The following is a 17486-nucleotide window of genomic DNA, read 5'->3' as shown; positions in this document are numbered from 1 at the left end:
TCATGGCTGACAGCGACAAAGAGGCCGCCCACCGCGCGGCCTCGGACGCCGAGCAGATTGCCTGGGTCGATGAGCAGGACAACCTGCTCGGCGCGCTGGTCCGTTCCGACCTGCGCGAGCGGGGCCTGATCGGGCGTGGCACCTACATCATGCTGTTCAATTCGGCGGGTGAGCTGTGCGTGCACCGCCGCACCCTGAGCAAGGCGATCTATCCCGGTTACTGGGACGTTGCCGCTGGCGGCATGGTGCTTGCCACCGAAACCTACGCCGAGTCGGCCGCACGGGAACTGGAAGAAGAGCTGGGCGTTGGCGGGGTGGAGTTGACCGCCCACGACCATTTCTACTTCGAGGACACCGGCAATCGCCTGTGGTGTTCGGCGTTCTCGGCAGTGTGGGACGGGCCGTTGATCCTGCAGCCGGAAGAGGTGGTTGAAGCGCGCTTTCTACCCATCGACCAGGTAATGCTGGAAATCCGGCAGAAGCCTTACTGCCCGGACTCGCTGGCGGCTTTGAAGCGCTATCTTCGCGCCTGCGGGAAAGACGTCGCAAAAGAGCTATAAATTGGCGCCGATTGGCTCTTAGCAATCGGCGTTTTTGCCGTTACACTGCGCGACCTTTTCAAACTGAACCGACATCAGTACGGCGTAGGAGCTGCCGCAGGCTGCGATCTTTTGATTTGCCATTGAATCAAGATCAAAAGATCGCAGCCTCGTTGCACTCGTCAGCTCCTACACCGGCTTTTCCGTTTCAGTAGCGCTGCCCCTGCCTGAGTGGGGCTTCGCGGTCGATAGCCATGCGCTGCGGCCAGTCTTTGTCCTCCCAAGAGGATTGCCGGTGGCCAAAAAAGCCGCATCCTTCGCCGCCCTAGGTGGCCTGGTATTTTCCACCGACGCAGGTCGTCATTGCCCCGAGTGCAGTAAACCGGTGGACGCCTGCATCTGCAAACAGACCGTGATCCCGGCCGGTGACGGCATTGCTCGCGTACGTCGCGAAAGCAAGGGACGTGGCGGCAAGACGGTGACCACCATCACCGGTGTGCCCCTGGCTGAAGATGCGCTCAAGGACCTGGCGACCACGTTGAAAAAACGTTGCGGGACCGGGGGTGCGTTGAAAGACGGCATCATTGAAATCCAGGGCGATCATGTCGAACTACTCTTGGCTGAATTGATCAAGCTCGGTTTCAAGGCAAAGAAGTCCGGCGGCTAGCAGCCTCTGTGAAAACCACCCTCGACTTGATCCAGTCCTCACAGCAGGTCTGGCGTCGTCCACATGGTTTTCACAGAGCCTGTTCTGACCGGTTTCTAAACTCACTGCGGTCGGCGAGGTCTACCCCCTCGTTGACGAACCGTCATTTTCATTCTTTAGACTGCGCCGGCCTGAACCCAGGCGACGCTCTATGACTTCTTTATAGGGGACTTCAATGTCCGTACGACGCACACGCAAAGACGATGGCAGCCAATGGACAGTTGCGGACAGCCGCAGTGTTTACGGGATCCGCCATTGGGGGGCCGGGTATTTCGCCATCAATGACGCCGGTCGCGTCGAGGTTCGTCCGAACGGCCCCGCCAGTTCGCCTATCGACCTGTTCGAGCAAGTTGACCAGCTGCGCAAGAGCGGCTTGTCCCTGCCATTGCTGGTTCGTTTTCCCGACATCCTGCAAGACCGCGTGCGTCAGCTGACCGGTGCATTCGATTCGAACATCGAACGCTTGGAATACCAGAGCAAGTACACCGCGCTTTACCCGATCAAGGTCAACCAGCAGGAAGCGGTGATCGAAAACATCATCGCCACCCAGGATGTTTCCATTGGCCTTGAAGCCGGTTCCAAACCCGAGCTGCTGGCCGTGCTGGCCCTGGCGCCCAAAGGCGGCACCATCGTCTGCAATGGCTACAAGGACCGCGAGTTCATCCGCCTGGCCTTGATGGGGCAGAAACTCGGCCACAATGTGTTCATCGTGATCGAGAAAGAATCCGAAGTTGAGCTGGTGATCGAAGAAGCCGCCTCGCTGAAGGTCAAGCCTCAGGTCGGCCTGCGCGTGCGCCTGTCGTCCCTGGCGTCGTCCAAGTGGGCGGATACCGGCGGCGAGAAATCCAAATTCGGCCTGTCGGCGGCGCAGCTGCTGTCGGTGGTCGAGCGTTTCCGCGCGGCGGGCCTGGACCAAGGCATCCGCCTGTTGCACTTCCACATGGGTTCGCAGATCGCCAACCTGGCGGACTACCAGCACGGCTTCAAGGAAGCGATCCGCTACTACGGCGAACTGCGCAACCTCGGCCTGCCGGTGGATCATATCGACGTCGGTGGCGGCCTGGGCGTCGACTACGACGGTACCCACTCGCGTAACGCCAGTTCGATCAACTACGACATGGACGACTACGCCGGCGTCGTGGTCGGGATGCTCAAGGAATTCTGCGACGCGCAGAGCCTGCCGCACCCGAACATCTTCTCCGAAAGCGGTCGCTCGCTGACGGCGCACCACGCCATGCTGGTGGTGCAGGTCACCGACGTCGAGAAACACAACGACGACGTGCCGCAGATCGATAACAAGGATGCCCTGCCGGAAACCGTGCAGTGGCTGGTAGACCTGCTGGGCCCGACCGACATCGAGATGGTCACCGAAACCTACTGGCGCGCCACTCACTACATGAGCGACGTGGCTACCCAGTACGCCGATGGCAAGCTGACCCTGGCGGAAAAAGCCCTGGCCGAGCAATGCTACTTCGCGGTGTGCCGTCGCCTGCACAACTCGTTGAAGGCGCGTCAGCGTTCGCACCGCCAGGTGCTCGACGAACTCAACGACAAACTGGCCGACAAGTACATCTGCAACTTCTCGGTATTCCAGAGCCTGCCGGACACCTGGGCCATCGGCCAGGTCCTGCCGATCCTGCCGCTGCACCGTCTCGACGAGGAGCCGCTGCGCCGTGCCGTGCTGCAAGACCTGACCTGCGACTCCGACGGCAAGATCAAGCAATACGTCGACGAGCAGAGCATCGAGACCAGCCTGCCGGTACACGGTCTGAACGAAGGTGAAGACTACCTGCTGGGTATCTTCCTGGTGGGCGCCTACCAGGAAATTCTCGGCGACATGCACAACCTGTTCGGTGACACCGACTCGGTGAACATCTACCAGAACGCGGATGGCAGTGTGTATCACGCCGGTATCGAAACCCACGACACCATCGAAGACATGCTGCGCTACGTGCACTTGTCGCCGGAAGAGCTGATGACCCACTACCGCGACAAATGCGCCAGCGCGCGCATCACTGCCGCCGAACGCACCCAGTTCCTCGACGCCTTGCGTCTGGGCCTGACCCGTTCGTCTTACCTGTCGTCCTGACGGGTTGGCGCCAAGGCTTGATTCGCGTGGGGCCGGTTGGCCTGGCGCGGGCGAGCCTGGCAGTGGAGTGAAACCACGGGGACCGATTAAGAGCGCCCGTGGTCCCATCTTCAGGAAGGCCTGGCGCTGGCTTCGAGCGAGCGTCAGGTGCTCGATGCGTGGTTGTGGTTGCGCTATCTGTGGCAGAACAACAAACCCTGAGGTGTGGCGTCGATGGCGATCAGGATTCGGCTATTTTGCAAACGGGCCATTGGCGCGCTGGTGCTGGCTGCGATCGCGGCCTGTTCACCGCTCAAGGCGCTTAATGCACTGACCCCTAAAGACAGCTTCGACAAGACCGAGGGCATTGCCTATGGCAGCGACCCGCGGCAAAAACTCGATGTGTACGTCCCGCGCCACCCCATGGAAAACGCCCCGGTGGTGGTGTTTTTCTACGGCGGCAGCTGGAACAGCGGATCGCGCAGCGATTACAGTTTTGTCGGTGAGGCCCTGGCATCCCGGGGAATCGTGGCGGTGCTGGCGGACTATCGCCTGTATCCGCAGGTGCGCTACCCGGCGTTTCTCGAGGATGGCGCCAAGGCCGTAGCCTGGACCCGCTCGCACATCCAGCAGTTTTCCGGCAATCCGCAGCGGCTGTACCTGATGGGGCATAGCTCCGGCGCGTACAACGTCGCGATGCTGGCACTGGACCCGCAATTACTGGGAGCTGCTGGCATGTCGCCCCATGACATCAGCGGCTGGATCGGCCTGGCCGGTCCCTATGACTTTCTGCCCATCGTTAACCCTGACGTGCGCCCGGTGTTCTTCTGGCCGAATTCGCCGGCCCTGTCACAACCGATCAACCATGTCAGTCGAGGCGCGCCACCGGCGTTGCTTATGGCGTCCAGCGATGATGAGCTGGTCGACCCTGGCCGCAACACCGGTGGCCTGGCGCGCAAGTTGCGCGAAGCCGGGGTGCCGGTGCGCGACCTGTATTTCTCCCGCACCGGTCATGCCACCCTGGTGGCAGCGTTGTCCCGGCCAATGCGGGGCCTGGCGCCGGTGCTGGATGAAGTCGCAGGCTTCATCAAGGCCACGCCGGCTCAGTGAGCTTTGCCGGCAAACCAGCCGTCGTTGCGTTGCAGATACCAGGCAAACGCGCCAAGTGTCAGGCTGCGCAGCAACATGAACAGCAGGAAGGTCAGCCATAGACCGTGGTTGCCCAACCCTTGCAGCGCCCAGGCGAAGGGCAGCAGCAGGGCCACCGTCAACAACATGCCATTGCGCATTTCCCGGGCGCGCGTAGCGCCGATGAACAGGCCATCGAGCAGGTAGCTCCACACGGCAATCAATGGCAGCGCGGCCAGGTAGGGCAGGTAGATGAACGCAGTGTCGCGCACACTCTGGATATCGGTCTGCATCTCGATGAACAGTTGCCCGCCAAACAGGAACAGCACGGCAAAACCCAGGCTCGCCAGCAGCGACCAGCCGCAGGCCACCACCAGGGAGCGGCGCAACGCCTGCCGGTCACGGGCGCCAATGGCATGGCCGCACAACGCTTCCACAGCGTGGGCCAGGCCATCCAGTGCATGAGCCGTCAGCAACAGGCCGTTGAGCAGCAGCGCATTGGCGGCGACAGTGGCGTCGCCCAGCCGCGCACCTTGCACGGTGATCAGGAAAAAAATCGACTGCAGCGCCAGGCTGCGAATGAAGATGTCGCGATTGACCGCCAGCAAGGGTCGCCAGCTCTGCCAGATGGCCAGCGCCGCCCAGGCGATGTGCCCGGGGTAGGCGCGCAGGGCCTTGCGGGTCATCAGCAGGCCGATGATTGCTCCGGTCCATTCAGCGATGACTGAGGCCCGGGCGGCCCCTGTCACCCCCCATTCCAGGCCCAGAACGAACCACAGGTTCAAGGCAATGTTGACCAGGTTGGTGCTCAGCAGTATCGCCAGGGGTGCCCGAGCGTTCTGCGTGCCGAGGAACCAGCCAACCAGTGCATAACTGGCCAGGGCTGCCGGCAGGCCGAATAGTCGGGTGTGAAAGAATTCGCGGGTCAGTTGGTCCAGCTCCGCCGAAGGCTGCATAAAGTGCAGCGCGACTCCGCTCAGGGGTACGCCTGCTGCGCCCAGGACAATCGCCAGCCCCAGGGCCAGCAACAAGCCCTGCAACAGGATCTGCCGCAACGCCGCGCCATCGCCTCGGCCGGCCGCCTGCGCGGCGAAACCGGTGGTGCCCATGCGCAGGAAGCCCATGCCCCACGCCAGGAAGGTGTAAAGGCTGGCGCCCACGGCCACGGCGCCGAGTTGATGGGCATGGGGCAGGTGACCGATGACGGTGCTGTCGACCAGCGCCACCAGCGGTACCGAGATATTGGACAGAATCATGGGCGCGGCAAGCGCCCAGACCCGGCGATGGGTCAGGCGGTCGCGCCAGTCGTTGCTCAGGTTGGACATGCAGGCTCCTTGGGGGAGCCATTGTGTGTCAGTGGATGATCCAGCTCAACAGCCACAACCCGAGCAGCAGCCAGATGATCCCCATGATGATCGACGCATTCATGAACGCCCGAATGGCCGACCACAAGAGCATCAGGCCCAGGACCAGCGCGATGATGCTGATGATCGAAGTGTCCATCCCCAGCGCCCGGGACAGCCCCTCGACGAAGTTGGCGCCGGCATGGCTCAACAGATTGAACAGGCCGCTGAGGCCGTCGACGATAAAACGGATGACTGAGCCGAGTGCCTGCCCGAGCCATTCGAAAAAGCTTTCTACCTGCATGTGTAGTTCGTCCTGAGAGAATGATGAGCCCCGTAGGAGCTGCCGCAGGCTGCGATCGTTTGATCTTGATCTTTGGCGCTAATGACTATGCCAAAAGATCGCAGCCTGCGGCAGCTCCTGCACAGGGCATCGACTGTGGATTATGGGGCAAAGTTCGACACTCCATCGATACGCTTGCAGTCCTGGGCCAACCCCTTGAAGCTATACGTCTTCAGGAGAGCCCGATGAACCTTGTTGAACTGACCGAACGCCTGCACGCCATCCGCGATCGCAATGACTGGCGACAATTTCACAGCCCCAAAAACCTGGCCATGGCTGCCAGCGTGGAAATGTCCGAGCTGGTGGAGATCTTCCAGTGGCTGACCGAAGACCAGTCGCGCCAGCTGCCGGCCGAGAAACTCGCCCATGCCGGTCAGGAAGTTGGCGACATTGTGCTTTATCTGCTGCTGTTGTGCAGCGAGTTGGGGTTGGACATGAATGAAGTGGTACGCAGCAAGCTGGCGGACAGCGAACGGCGGTTCAGCTGATGAGTGACCGTCATTTCGATCAGCTGGCGACGCGCTTCGCCGAAAAAATCTACGGTGGGGCCAAGGGCGCCATTCGTCTGGCCGTTCTCCAGGCCGACCTGGCCGAAACCCTGCCGGACCGGCCGTTGCGCGTTCTGGATATCGGCGCGGGCCTGGGCCACATGTCGTTATGGCTGGCCCAGCGCGGGCATGACGTCACGCTCGCCGAACCTGCCGAACCGATGCTTGAAGGTGCTCGCCAGCGCTTCGCCGAGGCCGGGCAACACGCGACGTTTATCCAGGCACCCTGGCAGGATCTGCTCGGCCAGCTTACCGAACCCTACGACCTGGTGCTGTGTCACGCAGTGCTGGAATGGTTGGCCGAGCCCCACGCGATATTGCCGGTCTTGCATCAACTGACCCGGCAGGACGGCTGGTTGTCCCTGGCGTTCTACAACCGCGATGCGCTGATCTACCGCAACCTGCTCAAAGGCCACTTTCGCAAGATGCGCAAAAACGACATGGCGGGGGAAAAACAGAGCCTGACGCCACAACAGCCCCTGGACCCGCGTGAACTTGCGGCGCAACTTGAGGGCCTGTGGCGGGTCGAAACCCAAAGCGGGGTACGGGTTTTCCACGACTACATGCCGGTGGAATTCCAGGCCCGCGCGGAACTGGTGGACCTGCTTGAAATGGAACTCGCGCACCGCCGTCACCCAAGCTTTGCCGGGCTTGGGCGCTACTTGCACTGGATCTGTCGGCCGATCTGATCGGAGCATGAAATGAAAAGTCGTTCGGGTTTACTGATCATCTGCCTGGGGTTGGCGGCCTGCCAGGGCAGCAACCCTTATGTCGCGACCTCCAGGCCGTTGCCGCCCGCGCCACCTCAAGCCGCCACTACCTTCGACCGCAGCGCCTATCCGGCACCTGCGCGCGACTACGGCCGGTATCGCAGTTGGGCCTGGTTGAACGGTCAATTGCCGCCGGGGACTGCCTGGGCGGATTCGGCGCAGGTGGCCGAAGCCGTCAGCAACGCCCTCGACCAGCGCGGCTTGCGACCCTTGCACGACAATCGCCCGGCCGACCTGTTCGTCAGCGCTGACCTGCGCCTGGAAACCCGCTTGCGTCAGGTGCGGGATGACTACTATGGCGGTGGCGGTTATAACCGCTGCTGCGGCAGCGGCTATGGCATGTACAACACAGTGCCGATCGTGCGCACCTATCAGGAGCAGGTCGTGGTCGTGCGGGTCGACCTGTTCGATGCGCAAAGCGGCCAGCCGGTGTGGAGCGCCAGTGCCGAAACCAGCAACCAGGGCAAGCAGAGCGCCAGGGCCGATGCGATCAGGGAGGCTGTGGAAAAAGCCATGTCGGCGTATCCTCCCGGTTAGCTAAAGTAGATAAGACGCATTACGCAGGTTCATGCCTCACTCGGAGAATCATCATGTTTCGCCGTCTCGCTTTACTGGTCGTGATCGCGCTGCTCGGCGCCTGTGCCTCGGACCAGGTCAACCATGACTTTGATGCCAGTCGTGACTTCGCCGCTTACCGTAGCTGGAGCTGGAAAGAGCCGGCCCTGCAATACCGCCCCGATGACCCGCGAATCAAGAGCGATCTGACCGAGCAGCGCATCCGCCAGGCGGTAACCGAACAGCTCGACCAGCGCGGCCTGCGCCCGGCTGCCGCTGGCATCAAGGGTGACCTGAGCGTCCAGACCTACCTGATTGTCGAGCAGCGCCAGCAGCAGGTCACCACCAACTACGGTGGTGGTTGGGGCGGTCCATGGAATGGTTACTGGGGCGGGCCGATGTACAACGAAACCCGCAACATCACCTACAAGGTCGCGACGGTCCAGATCGACCTGCTCGATGGCAAGGACGGCAAGCTGGTTTGGCGCGGCAGCGACGAACAAATGCTCGCCCGCTCGCCGAACCCGGCTGATCGCAGCACCGCGATACGCGAGACGGTGGCGCGGATATTGGCAAATTACCCGCCTAGATAAAAACTTGATGCAGCACCGCAATCAACCGTAGGCGCTGTCGAGTGCAACGAGGCTGCGATCTTTTGATCTTGCTTTTGAACATTACACAGCCAAAAGATGGCAGCCTCGTTGCACTCGACAGTTCCTGCACACAGCTCATGTGCAGCTCTGAAAACCCTTGTCTACACTCTCCCATACCCATGGAGGTAACCCCTCGGCAGTACGCCGGCAAAGGAGTGCACAATGTCTCCCCGCTTGCAGTTTCACGGTCCCGCCCGGCAACGTGGCGCGATCGGTCTGGTAGCCGCGCTTACCCTCGGCCTGGCAATGATGTTCATGTTGCTGGTGCTCGACAGTGGCAGGCTCTACCTGGAGCAGCGCAAGCTGCAGCGAGTCGCCGATGTGGCGGCCCTTGAAGCCGTGACGCGCGACGGCGATTGCCTGGCCAATCTCACCGCGGCCAGGTACGCCACTGAAAGCGCCACCCGCAACGGCCTGACCGTCGCAGACGGCATTACCCTGACCACCACCTGCGGAGTCTTGCAGACCGGCGCCGACAAGCTGCGCAGCTTTACGCCGGATGCCAGTAAAAAAGCAGCCATCCGCGTGATCGCCACCCGAGTGGTCCCCACCAGCATCGCCGCCGGTGTCGGTGCACTGTTCAGTCCCGGCCCGGTCAGCCTCAACACCCGGCTCACCGCGACAGCAGTCGGTGCCCCGGCCGTGCTGCCGCCCCTGGCCATGTTGACGATCGGCAGCACAGCGCTGGTGGTCGACTCCAGCAAGTCGGCGGCCTTGAACCTGTTGTTGGGGAAAATGCTCGGCGGCAGCCTTAATCTGAGCGCGGTGGGCTGGCAAGGCCTGGTCGATACCAACATCAATCTGCTGAGCTACCTGAATCAACTGGCCCTGGACGTCAACGTCAGTGCCGGCAACTACACCGAATTGCTCAACAAGAAAATCAAGCTGACCCAGTTGCTGGACACCGCAATCACCGTGCTCCAGGCCGGCGGCACAACGGCTAACGTGGCAGTCAGTGGCCTGACCGATCTCAAGGTGGTAGCCGGCAGCACCGAGCTTGCATTAGGGCAACTGCTGCAGTTGCAGACCGGCACGCCTTCGTCGGCGCTCAATACCCATCTGCAAGTGTTCCAGCTGGTGGAAGCCTTTGTGCAGCTGGCCAACAGCCAGAACGGCATCGTGGTCGACCTTCCACTGAATATTCCTGCATTGGTCAATGGCTCGGTACGGGTCAAGGTGATCGAGCCGCCGCAGCTGTCGGCGGTGGGTAATCCGGCACTGGCCAAAGCCAACCCGATGGGGCCCGACCGTATTTTCGTGCGCACGGCGCAAGTGCGCACCGTGTTGTCGCTGAATCTACCGCCGTTGTTGACGGGAGTGGCCGGTCTGCCCGCTGCCATCTTGAATACGTCATTGATCTCAGGCGTGACCGACGCCCTGAACAACGTGTTGCACCTCAACCTCGGCGGAGCGCTCCAGTCAGTCTTCTGTGTTCTGGGCGGCACCTGCCAGCGTACGAACTTGCTCATCCTGCCCACCTCCAGAATTGATATCGCCCTGGAAGTCGGCAGTGCCAACAGCCATGTGACCGACTACACATGCGCCAGTGATGCCACCAAAACGCTGACGACCCAGACCAATACGGCCCTGGTGAAACTGAAGGTCGGCAAAATCGACACGACCAACGCATTCTCGTCTTCGGCAGATGTAACGGTGCAGCCGTTGCCCTTGATCGACGTTGGCGCCATCACTTGCAAGATTCCCTTGCTGGGCTTGGGGCCAGAAACCTGCGATCTGTCGACACGCAAGCCGTTTTACGGCGGCGGCCTTGGGGTCAAGGTCGATTCGCCCGTCGCCAGCACCCAGAGCACGCACATTTACAACCAGCCTCCAGAGATCAAACAACCTCCGTTGTTTTACAGCCTGGGTACGCAGGGCATTGTCGACAGCTTGAAAACCACCCTGGCGGGTGTTCAGGTGCAGGCCTACAAACCTGTGGCTCCAAATGTACTGGGTGATTTACTGACCACTGTGAAGGGGGCGCTGGACGCAGTTAACAACACGCTGGGCGTGGTCATTGATGGCCTGCTCAGCAAAGTCCTCGACCCCATCCTCGACAACCTGCTCGCCGCCCTCGGCATCACCCTGAACAAAGTCGACGTCGGCGCCAACCTCAGTTGCAAGCCCCCGGGTCGCGCCGGGCTGGTGATTTAAGACTGGGGCAATATCGGCAACTCGATGCAAAAGCGTGCGCCGTGTGCCGCATTGCTTACACTGAGCCGTCCGCCCATGTTCTCGACAATGCCGTAACTCACAGACAACCCAAGGCCAGTGCCGACACACACCGGCTTGGTGGTGAAAAAGGGTTCGAAGATCCGCTCCATCAGCCGCGGATCGATACCGCCACCATTGTCCTCGACCCACAGGCGCACGTGTTGCGCATCGCGCTCGGCGTCCAGCGCGATCCACGGCTGGAACGGGTGATCATCCTCGCGCTTGGCCAGCAGGGCATCCCGGGCATTGACCATCAGGTTGATCAGCACCTGTTCGAGCTGATCGACATGACCGCGCACCTGCACCTCGAAGCCGGCCTCGCCTATTCGCAGCTCCAGCCCCTTGCCGCGCATGCCTTCGGCCAGCAACGCGAGGGTTCCTTCAATGGCATGTAACGGATTGAATGGCTGCTGCTCGATCTCGGAGCGGCGACCGAACACGCGCATGTGGTCCACCACCCGCGCTGCGCGCTGGACCTGAGCGTCGATGCGCTTGAGCTTTTCGGTCAGGTAATCGACCTGCACGTCGCCATTGCCCAGGCGCTTGAGTACATTGACGACGGCCATGCGCATCACATTCAGCGGCTGATTGATTTCATGGGCCAGGCCCGTGGCCATCTCGCCCAATGTGGCCATTTTTGCGCTCTGGGTGAGTTGCTGCTGGGCGCGCCGCACCTCGGTGTTGTCGCGGCCCACGGCCTGGATTTCAAGAAGGCGCCCCTGATCATCGAACACCCCGCGATCCGACCAGACCCACCACGCATGCTCGCGTCCCGGCAGTTGCAGATTGATTTCCGCGGTACTCACCGCAAACTCGGGGGTCAGTTGGCCCAGGCGCGATACAAACGCCTCGCGCTGTTCCGGCGACATCCAGCTGCCGAGGTTCACACCGGGTAACGCTTGCGGCTCGCATTCCAGATAGGCCGCCAGGGGACGATTGCCGAAGGTCAGCGTGAGGTCGGGCAGGTAACGGCAGATCATCGCCGGGGAGTCTTCCACCAGGAGGCGATAGCGTTCCTCGCTTTGTCGAACCTGCTCGGCAGCCTGGGTGGCTTCAGTGACATCCAGCCACAGGCCCACGGCCTCCACCGGCAGGCCGAGATCGTCGCGCAGCAGGCGGGCTTCATCGAGCAGCCAGTGGTAATCGCCAAGACTGTCGCGCATCCGGTAACGCGCCTGCACCGAACCCTGGCGCAGCAACTGTCGGGTGCGTTCAAAGTACTGGTCGCGGTCATCCGGGTGCACTCGCTCGACCAGCATCGCGGGGCTGCAGTCGGCGAGGGAGAAGCCCAGTAACGGCAGCAGGCTGTCACTGAAAAACGTCGGCAGCAGCGCGCCCTCGACGTAGCGCTGAACATAGATCACCGCCGGTGAACTGGCGATCAGGTTGTCCAGCCGCGCATGCGCCGTTGCCGCGTGCTGCTGCTGGTTTTTGATGTCGCTGATGTCGAGCATGAAACCGATGATTCGCCGCTGTGTCCCCGCGCCGATGGCCTGGCCTTGCAGGCGATACCAGGTCGGCGATTGCGCGGCATCGGCCTGCAGCACGCGGATGCACAGCAGCAGGGGTGCACTGTTGTCCTGCAGGTCGAGCAGGCGGGCATTGAGTTCTTCGCGATCGGCGGGGTGTACCCGTTCGAGCCAGTCGCGCACCGGTAAAAACCCCCGGTCCAGGCCCAGGTCGCTGGCAAGCGATGGGGCCAGTTGCAGCTCGTGGCGATCACCGAAAAGCTCCCACCAGCCGGTGCCCAGCAAGGTTTGCAGGGCTTCCAGGCGCTCCAGGTGCAGATGGTGGCGCTGCTCGCGCAAACGCTCCAGCAGGGGCGCTGCCAGCGCGGCCATCAGCTGTAACCAGTCGCGATGGCTCAAGTCGGGCGCGCGCTGTTGCACGGGGTAAAAACCGCACAACAACCAGGCCGCGACACCCTGGGCGTCCTGGTAAGGCACGACGAAGCCTTCGGCATGGCCGAAAATATCCTGCAGGCGCGGATGCTCGCCGCTGATCAACGGCTGGGGGGCGCCGCTGTTCAAGGTGTCGAGGCCAGTGCCCAGGCGTTGCCCCAGGTGCCATAACTGCGGCGCGTCGAAGGCCCTGGCATGCTGATGCACTTGCCAGCCCTGTGCCTGCTCGTCGAGCAGCGCCACGGCAATGCAAGGGATGTGCAAACGTTGGGCGAGAAGTTGCAGCTGGTCGGTCAGCACCTGGGGCAAGCGCGGCAGACTGCACAGGCGCAGTTGCTCGCTGATCTGGGTTGTGAGCAGCTGACACTGCTCGCGGCTGCGTGCCTGACGGCGTTCGAGCAACAGGTCACCGATGTCCAGCAGCTGCAATAACCAGCCTTCGGCTTGAGGCTGCACCCAGCCGCGCAGGTGCACGGGCTGATCGCCCAGGCCTTGAAAGTCCAGGTCCAGGCTGTGCCCAATCCAATCCCCAGGCGAACCTTCGATGGACAGGCAACTGTGGGGCATCAGGTAGTCGCGCAGTGGTACCGGCTGGGCGCTCACGGCCTGACGGGCGAGTGCGTGCCTGAGCGGTCCCGCCAGGTGCATCACTCGAGCCGCGGCATCCAGCTGGATGTGTAAACCGACTCCGGGCGCGCTCATGGCGTGCCCGGTGATGAGGGCTTTCGCCGGTTGCCGTTGCAGCAGACGCCCGAGCAACGTATCGCCGGAACTCAAAACTGCAGGCTCGATTGTGCGCTGAGCGTGGTCGGCAGGCTGGGTACCGGTCCGATCCCGGGCAGCACCAGCGAAGGCAGCACGCTGTTCAATTTGCTGCTGGGATAGTCGATGCGCACCGTCAGCACTCCGCCGGCGTACTCCGCCTTCGCGTCGCTGGCGACACTGAAATTCAAGGCCGGCGGGATCCACGACAGGCGTTGCGTCAGGACGCTGGTCGCCAGTGTCTCGACGGTCTGCTTGTAGTTGGCGGTGGTCGGGTCCACGGCCACGCTTCGCCGTACCGCTTCGGCGGTCGACTCGTTGAACGATTGCATCAGCAATAACGGCAGGCTGTAACTTAGCAGGCCATACAGCACCGCGAAAAAGATCACGAACACCAGCGCGAACTCAATCGCCACGGCACCTTTTTGTTTACGGGGAAGGGCGGTTTTCATGTGTGCGTCTACCCTGACAATCACAACGTAATATCAGCATAGAATCATTCAGCCAAAACGGACGGCTTTTACCTCATGCAGAGTTTTTTCCTGATCATCTGGCTGATGGTGTGCGCCGCGCAGGACGCTCGAGAGCGACACATTGCCAATGTCCTGACCCTCGGCGCTGGCGCGTTGGCGCTGGCCTGGTTGCTGTGGACGGGCAGCACCTGGCTGGGCGCCGAGGCCATTCAGGGCGGCCTGGCGTTCCTGCTGGCGCTGGCCTTCACGCTGCCGGGCTACTGGATGGGTCGTATGGGCGCCGGTGATGTGAAATTAGTGACAGCTTTGGCGCTTGCGACGGACGGTAAGCACGTTCTCGGCACGATCATCGGCGCAGGAGTGGTCAGCGTGTTGTGGTTGTTGATTTCGCCAAAACTCTGGCTATATATGAGTCAATCACTTAGGGAACAATTGCGCTATATGGGCCCGCAAATGTCAAAAAAACAACCATTTGCGCCGTTCGTACTGGCGGGCGCCGTGCTGACCATGGCCTGGCTCCGCTAGTCGCTTGTCGTGTGTACAGAGTCGAAAATTACGTCTACTTTCAAGTCAGTCGTAGTTGTACAGCCCGTGGCTGTCAGTACAGGAATAGCCAGATTTTGGCGTTGGCATGGAGTAGTACGTGAACAAGCTCACCTCGGCAGTAAAAGTCCTTGTGGTTGATGATCAGCCGTTGATCGTGGAAGAACTTGGCGAGTTTCTCGAGAGCAGTGGTTATCAGTGCGTACCCTGTGGCTCCAGTCAGGAAGCGATCGAGCGTTTTTCCGATGACGCCGATGTCGGCCTGGTGCTGTGTGACCTGCACATGCCCGGCATGGATGGCATTCAGCTGGTTCAGGAGTTGCAACGCTTGTCCGGCAAGCATCGGGTGTTCGAGGCCATCATGTTGACGGGGCGCGCGGACAAGCAGGACGTGATCAAGGCGTTACGCGCAGGCTTTGCCGACTACTATCAGAAACCCATCGACCTGGATGAATTGCTGGACGGTTTGCAACGCCAGGAAGTGGCGTTGCAGGAGCGGCAAAAGAGTCTGCAGCTGGGGCATTTGAATCAGAAGCTGCAGTACCTTTCCGAGTCCATCGATGATCTGTATCAGGACCTGGACAAGGTACGACGCAATCCGTCACCCCGTGGCGGGGCAGAGGCCTCGGACGATGCTTTCATTGATCCGGACCGGCTGCAGATACCGTCGATTTTCAATCAGCTGTCCCCTCGGCAACTGGACGTGGCACGGCTGGTGGGCAAGGGGCAGACCAACTATCAGATTGCCTGTGAGTTGGGGATTACCGAAAACACCGTGAAGCTGTATGTGTCGCAGGTTTTGCGCCTGACCCACATGCACAATCGCACGCAATTGGCACTGGCGTTGTCCCCCAATAACTCAGGTTTGCGCCAAAGAGTCACAGCGCACTGAGTGGCAAAAATCCACCGTAGGAGCTGCCGAAGGCTCGGGCCGCGTTCGGACGATCTTTTGATCTTTAAAAAGACAAAAGATCGTCCGAACGTGGCCCGAGCCTTCGGCAGCGCCTACGCGGATGTGCATAAGGTATCCGAAGGCCTCTCAATTCCCCTCCAGCGACCCGCCCGTATCCTGCTCATAAAACTCCGGTATCGGGTACTCAAAACTTTTCAGGAACCGCGTCATGGCCCGTTCCCGCTCGGCCGCCGTGGCCGTTTGCGGGATGTTGGACGCCGCCTGGTTTCGGCTCTGCAAAACCAGCCAGCCTTCGGTTTCCTGCTGTTGTGGTGAAGAGGGGCCGGCGTCGAGGGCCAGGGCTGGCAGGCTCAGCAGGGGCAGGCAGCACAGGATGGTCAGTTTCATGGTGTTCTCCTCTACTTCAGCGCGTCAGTGACAACCGCCACCTGGCCGCTGGTGGACGGCCGTGGCGGGGCGGGTGCCTTGAGTGATTCGGCGCGGGCCTTGGCGTCGCCGAATTGTTCCGGGCTCAAGCCGGCACGGCTGACGAGTTCACCGGCCTGTTGCCAGTTGTCCTGATAGATCAACAATGCCACCAGGTTCACCGCCGCCAGTTGATCGCTCTGCTTGAGCTCGATGGCGGTCAGGAACTCGAAGCGTGCGTCGTCCAGGCGCAGCTGGTTCATGTAGACCACGCCCAGGTCATTGCGGATTCTTTCGTCAGTCGGCGCCAGCCGTGCGGCCCGTTGCAGATGCGCCTGGGCCTGGCCGTTGTCACCCCGACCTGCGGCGAGTTGGCCGAGACCGTGTTCGGCTTCGGCGGCGCGGCAGCTGCCGAGCAGGCTGCGGTACAAGGGTTCGGCATCGCTGCGTCCAAGCAGGCGATAAACCCGGGCCTTGCGCAGGCGTACATCCGCCAGGTTGTCCGGCAGGCTCTGCAGGTTGGCGAGGCTGGCGTGCAGCTTGCCGTCCTTGGCCATGTCATCGGCCAGGTTCAGCGCCAGCTCCTGATCGGCGCTGGGTTTGGCGCAACTGGCGGAGGTCGTCAGGTTGGACCAGGGCGCTTGGCCGTTGGTGGCACATCCGCTCAGCATCAGCAGACTCATCACGGCTATCAGTGCTTTCATAAGTAACCTCTTCAAGAGCCCAAATCAGGACGAGAACGCCCGGCCAATCGCGGTAAACCCCGGCCCGGCCAACACGATCAACAGCGCTGGAAACAGAAACAGCATCATCACCACCGACATCTTCGCCGACATCTTCGAGATGTATTCCTGCAGGTTGGTCAGGCGCCGGTCGTCGAGCAGCTGCTTGAGCGCCAGCAGCGACTTCATCGCACCGCCGCCCTGCTGGATCAGTTGCTGCAGGATCACGCAGGTGTCGGTGAACTCGTCGATCGCCAGCACGTTGGCCGCCTTGTTCAGCTCCTGTCCCAGCTCCAGGCCGGAGTCGACCCGGGCCAGAATCAGACTCAGCTCCTGGGTGGTCTGCGGCAACAGCCGCTGGGCTTCGACGCTCAAAACGCGCAGGGCCTGCTCAACGGCCATCCCCGACTCGAACAGAATGCGCAGCAAAGGAATGAGCGTGGAGATTTCCACCGCGATCTGTTTTTGCCGGCGCTTGGCCGCGTAGGCCAGCAGGCGCTTGGGCAGCAGGTAGCCAATGGCCAAGGCAAAGAATGGCGCGATCCAGTGGTTGCTGGCCTGTGGATAGAACAGCGTTTGCAGCCCGATCACCAGGCCCATCACCACGAACGGCGTGCCTATTTGCAGCGCGGCAAACATCGAGCGCTGGCGGGCGCGGCGCCATCCCACGCGGTTGAGCAGCACCTGGGTTTCGTTGTCGAGACTGACGCTGCGTTGTCCCACCTTGCTGTCGCCCACGGCGCGCAGCCAGGTGCCCAGGCGGTTGTCCCGCACCATCTGCCCCTGCAGGCGCTGGCTGACCTGGCGTTCGCGGCGGTGGCGCTCGAACAGGCTGGCGAACATCAACATCACAGCGCCCAGCAGCAGCAGCAACGAGCTGACAAGCATTGCTATGGCCAT

General features: G+C 61.7%; 18 protein-coding genes. 11 read left to right on the top strand and 7 right to left on the bottom strand.

The genetic code is table 11. The features are described 5' to 3' along the window. Positions 1-2 precede the first annotated feature (2 nt). From IMW75_RS04380 to IMW75_RS04365, 4 genes are all read left to right on the top strand, one after another. Positions 3-560 (top strand): NUDIX hydrolase, encoded by a 558-nt coding sequence (locus tag IMW75_RS04380; RefSeq protein ID WP_045060326.1) that lies wholly within the window; start codon positions 3-5, stop codon positions 558-560. Between the two features lie 274 nt (positions 561-834). Continuing rightward, positions 835-1206: a translation initiation factor Sui1 gene (locus IMW75_RS04375; RefSeq protein ID WP_045060325.1), complete on the top strand. Its 372-nt coding sequence runs from the start codon at positions 835-837 to the stop codon at positions 1204-1206. 214 nt (positions 1207-1420) lie between these two features. Next, positions 1421-3334: an arginine decarboxylase gene (gene speA, locus IMW75_RS04370; RefSeq protein WP_205891972.1), complete on the top strand. Its 1914-nt coding sequence runs from the start codon at positions 1421-1423 to the stop codon at positions 3332-3334. A 213-nt stretch (positions 3335-3547) separates the two neighbouring features. Beyond that, positions 3548-4423: an alpha/beta hydrolase gene (locus IMW75_RS04365; protein ID WP_205891971.1), complete on the top strand. Its 876-nt coding sequence runs from the start codon at positions 3548-3550 to the stop codon at positions 4421-4423. Here the strand turns inward: IMW75_RS04365 and IMW75_RS04360 are convergent. Together IMW75_RS04360 and IMW75_RS04355 are read right to left on the bottom strand one after the other, a co-directional pair. Continuing rightward, positions 4417-5766 (bottom strand): MATE family efflux transporter, encoded by a 1350-nt coding sequence (locus tag IMW75_RS04360; RefSeq protein WP_205891970.1) that lies wholly within the window; start codon positions 5764-5766, stop codon positions 4417-4419. The genes IMW75_RS04365 and IMW75_RS04360 overlap by 7 nt on opposite strands. 28 nt (positions 5767-5794) lie before the next feature. Then, on the bottom strand, positions 5795-6088 hold the full coding sequence (locus tag IMW75_RS04355; RefSeq protein ID WP_045060321.1) for a hypothetical protein: 294 nt from the start codon (positions 6086-6088) through the stop codon (positions 5795-5797). Positions 6089-6312: 224 nt separating this feature from the next. Between IMW75_RS04355 and IMW75_RS04350 the strand changes: the two genes are divergently transcribed. The 5 genes from IMW75_RS04350 (at position 6313) to IMW75_RS04330 (ending at position 10807) form a co-directional block, all read left to right on the top strand. Next, complete coding sequence (locus tag IMW75_RS04350; RefSeq protein ID WP_045060320.1) at positions 6313-6615, top strand: MazG-like family protein; 303 nt, start codon at positions 6313-6315, stop codon at positions 6613-6615. Continuing rightward, positions 6615-7364 (top strand): methyltransferase, encoded by a 750-nt coding sequence (locus IMW75_RS04345; protein WP_045060319.1) that lies wholly within the window; start codon positions 6615-6617, stop codon positions 7362-7364. The genes IMW75_RS04350 and IMW75_RS04345 overlap by 1 nt, the downstream gene beginning before the upstream one ends. Before the next feature lie 12 nt (positions 7365-7376). Continuing rightward, a complete protein-coding gene (locus IMW75_RS04340; RefSeq protein ID WP_205891969.1) occupies positions 7377-7982 on the top strand; it encodes a DUF4136 domain-containing protein in 606 nt (201 codons plus the stop codon). A gap of 53 nt (positions 7983-8035) precedes the next feature. Continuing rightward, the gene (locus tag IMW75_RS04335) at positions 8036-8593 is read left to right on the top strand and encodes a DUF4136 domain-containing protein (protein ID WP_045060317.1); all 558 of its coding nucleotides are present in this window, start codon (positions 8036-8038) and stop codon (positions 8591-8593) included. A 222-nt stretch (positions 8594-8815) separates the two neighbouring features. Continuing rightward, positions 8816-10807, top strand: a complete 1992-nt coding sequence (locus tag IMW75_RS04330; RefSeq protein ID WP_205891968.1) for a pilus assembly protein TadG-related protein — start codon at positions 8816-8818, stop codon at positions 10805-10807. Here IMW75_RS04330 and IMW75_RS04325 read toward each other — a convergent pair. Both IMW75_RS04325 and IMW75_RS04320 read right to left on the bottom strand, forming a co-directional pair. Continuing rightward, positions 10804-13545 carry an ATP-binding protein gene (locus IMW75_RS04325; RefSeq protein WP_205891967.1) on the bottom strand — a complete coding sequence of 914 codons (2742 nt, stop codon included), beginning with the start codon at positions 13543-13545 and terminating at the stop codon, positions 10804-10806. The genes IMW75_RS04330 and IMW75_RS04325 overlap by 4 nt on opposite strands. Further along, positions 13542-13982 (bottom strand): TadE/TadG family type IV pilus assembly protein, encoded by a 441-nt coding sequence (locus tag IMW75_RS04320; protein ID WP_045060314.1) that lies wholly within the window; start codon positions 13980-13982, stop codon positions 13542-13544. Before IMW75_RS04320 ends, IMW75_RS04325 begins: the two co-directional genes overlap by 4 nt. 75 nt (positions 13983-14057) lie before the next feature. Between IMW75_RS04320 and IMW75_RS04315 the strand changes: the two genes are divergently transcribed. Together IMW75_RS04315 and IMW75_RS04310 are read left to right on the top strand one after the other, a co-directional pair. Then, entirely contained in the window at positions 14058-14528 is a 471-nt protein-coding gene (locus tag IMW75_RS04315) for a prepilin peptidase (RefSeq protein WP_205891966.1), read from the top strand. A gap of 118 nt (positions 14529-14646) precedes the next feature. Next, positions 14647-15438 (top strand): response regulator, encoded by a 792-nt coding sequence (locus IMW75_RS04310; protein ID WP_205891965.1) that lies wholly within the window; start codon positions 14647-14649, stop codon positions 15436-15438. 147 nt (positions 15439-15585) lie between these two features. Here the strand turns inward: IMW75_RS04310 and IMW75_RS04305 are convergent, their stop codons facing one another. Genes IMW75_RS04305 through IMW75_RS04295 form a run of 3 tightly spaced genes read right to left on the bottom strand, consistent with a single transcriptional unit; the run spans position 15586 to position 17486 of the window. Further along, positions 15586-15846, bottom strand: coding sequence for a DUF3613 domain-containing protein (locus tag IMW75_RS04305; protein ID WP_045060311.1), 261 nt, complete (start codon positions 15844-15846; stop codon positions 15586-15588). A gap of 11 nt (positions 15847-15857) precedes the next feature. Further along, entirely contained in the window at positions 15858-16568 is a 711-nt protein-coding gene (locus IMW75_RS04300) for a tetratricopeptide repeat protein (RefSeq protein ID WP_045060310.1), read from the bottom strand. A 24-nt stretch (positions 16569-16592) separates the two neighbouring features. Further along, positions 16593-17486 (bottom strand): type II secretion system F family protein, encoded by an 894-nt coding sequence (locus tag IMW75_RS04295; RefSeq protein ID WP_205891964.1) that lies wholly within the window; start codon positions 17484-17486, stop codon positions 16593-16595.

Origin of the sequence: Pseudomonas gregormendelii, from assembly GCF_017114825.1 — a bacterium.
GTDB lineage: Bacteria > Pseudomonadota > Gammaproteobacteria > Pseudomonadales > Pseudomonadaceae > Aquipseudomonas > Aquipseudomonas gregormendelii.
The sequence above is the reverse complement of the archived record's forward strand: the minus strand, read 5'-3'. Positions and strand labels throughout refer to the sequence as shown.

What these genes read in the sequence shown, in the direction of transcription:
- IMW75_RS04340 (WP_205891969.1), top strand. Translation starts at nt 7,377, where the DNA reads ATGAAAAGTCGTTCGGGTTTACTGATCATCTGCCTGGGGTTGGCGGCC.
- speA (WP_205891972.1), top strand. Translation starts at nt 1,421, where the DNA reads ATGTCCGTACGACGCACACGCAAAGACGATGGCAGCCAATGGACAGTT.
- IMW75_RS04330 (WP_205891968.1), top strand. Translation starts at nt 8,816, where the DNA reads ATGTCTCCCCGCTTGCAGTTTCACGGTCCCGCCCGGCAACGTGGCGCG.
- IMW75_RS04350 (WP_045060320.1), top strand. Translation starts at nt 6,313, where the DNA reads ATGAACCTTGTTGAACTGACCGAACGCCTGCACGCCATCCGCGATCGC.
- IMW75_RS04335 (WP_045060317.1), top strand. Translation starts at nt 8,036, where the DNA reads ATGTTTCGCCGTCTCGCTTTACTGGTCGTGATCGCGCTGCTCGGCGCC.
- IMW75_RS04365 (WP_205891971.1), top strand. Translation starts at nt 3,548, where the DNA reads ATGGCGATCAGGATTCGGCTATTTTGCAAACGGGCCATTGGCGCGCTG.
- IMW75_RS04380 (WP_045060326.1), top strand. Translation starts at nt 3, where the DNA reads ATGGCTGACAGCGACAAAGAGGCCGCCCACCGCGCGGCCTCGGACGCC.
- IMW75_RS04345 (WP_045060319.1), top strand. Translation starts at nt 6,615, where the DNA reads ATGAGTGACCGTCATTTCGATCAGCTGGCGACGCGCTTCGCCGAAAAA.
- IMW75_RS04320 (WP_045060314.1), bottom strand. Translation starts at nt 13,982, where the DNA reads ATGAAAACCGCCCTTCCCCGTAAACAAAAAGGTGCCGTGGCGATTGAG.
- IMW75_RS04295 (WP_205891964.1), bottom strand. Translation starts at nt 17,486, where the DNA reads ATGGCCATAGCAATGCTTGTCAGCTCGTTGCTGCTGCTGCTGGGCGCT.
- IMW75_RS04360 (WP_205891970.1), bottom strand. Translation starts at nt 5,766, where the DNA reads ATGTCCAACCTGAGCAACGACTGGCGCGACCGCCTGACCCATCGCCGG.
- IMW75_RS04300 (WP_045060310.1), bottom strand. Translation starts at nt 16,568, where the DNA reads ATGAAAGCACTGATAGCCGTGATGAGTCTGCTGATGCTGAGCGGATGT.
- IMW75_RS04305 (WP_045060311.1), bottom strand. Translation starts at nt 15,846, where the DNA reads ATGAAACTGACCATCCTGTGCTGCCTGCCCCTGCTGAGCCTGCCAGCC.
- IMW75_RS04355 (WP_045060321.1), bottom strand. Translation starts at nt 6,088, where the DNA reads ATGCAGGTAGAAAGCTTTTTCGAATGGCTCGGGCAGGCACTCGGCTCA.
- IMW75_RS04315 (WP_205891966.1), top strand. Translation starts at nt 14,058, where the DNA reads ATGCAGAGTTTTTTCCTGATCATCTGGCTGATGGTGTGCGCCGCGCAG.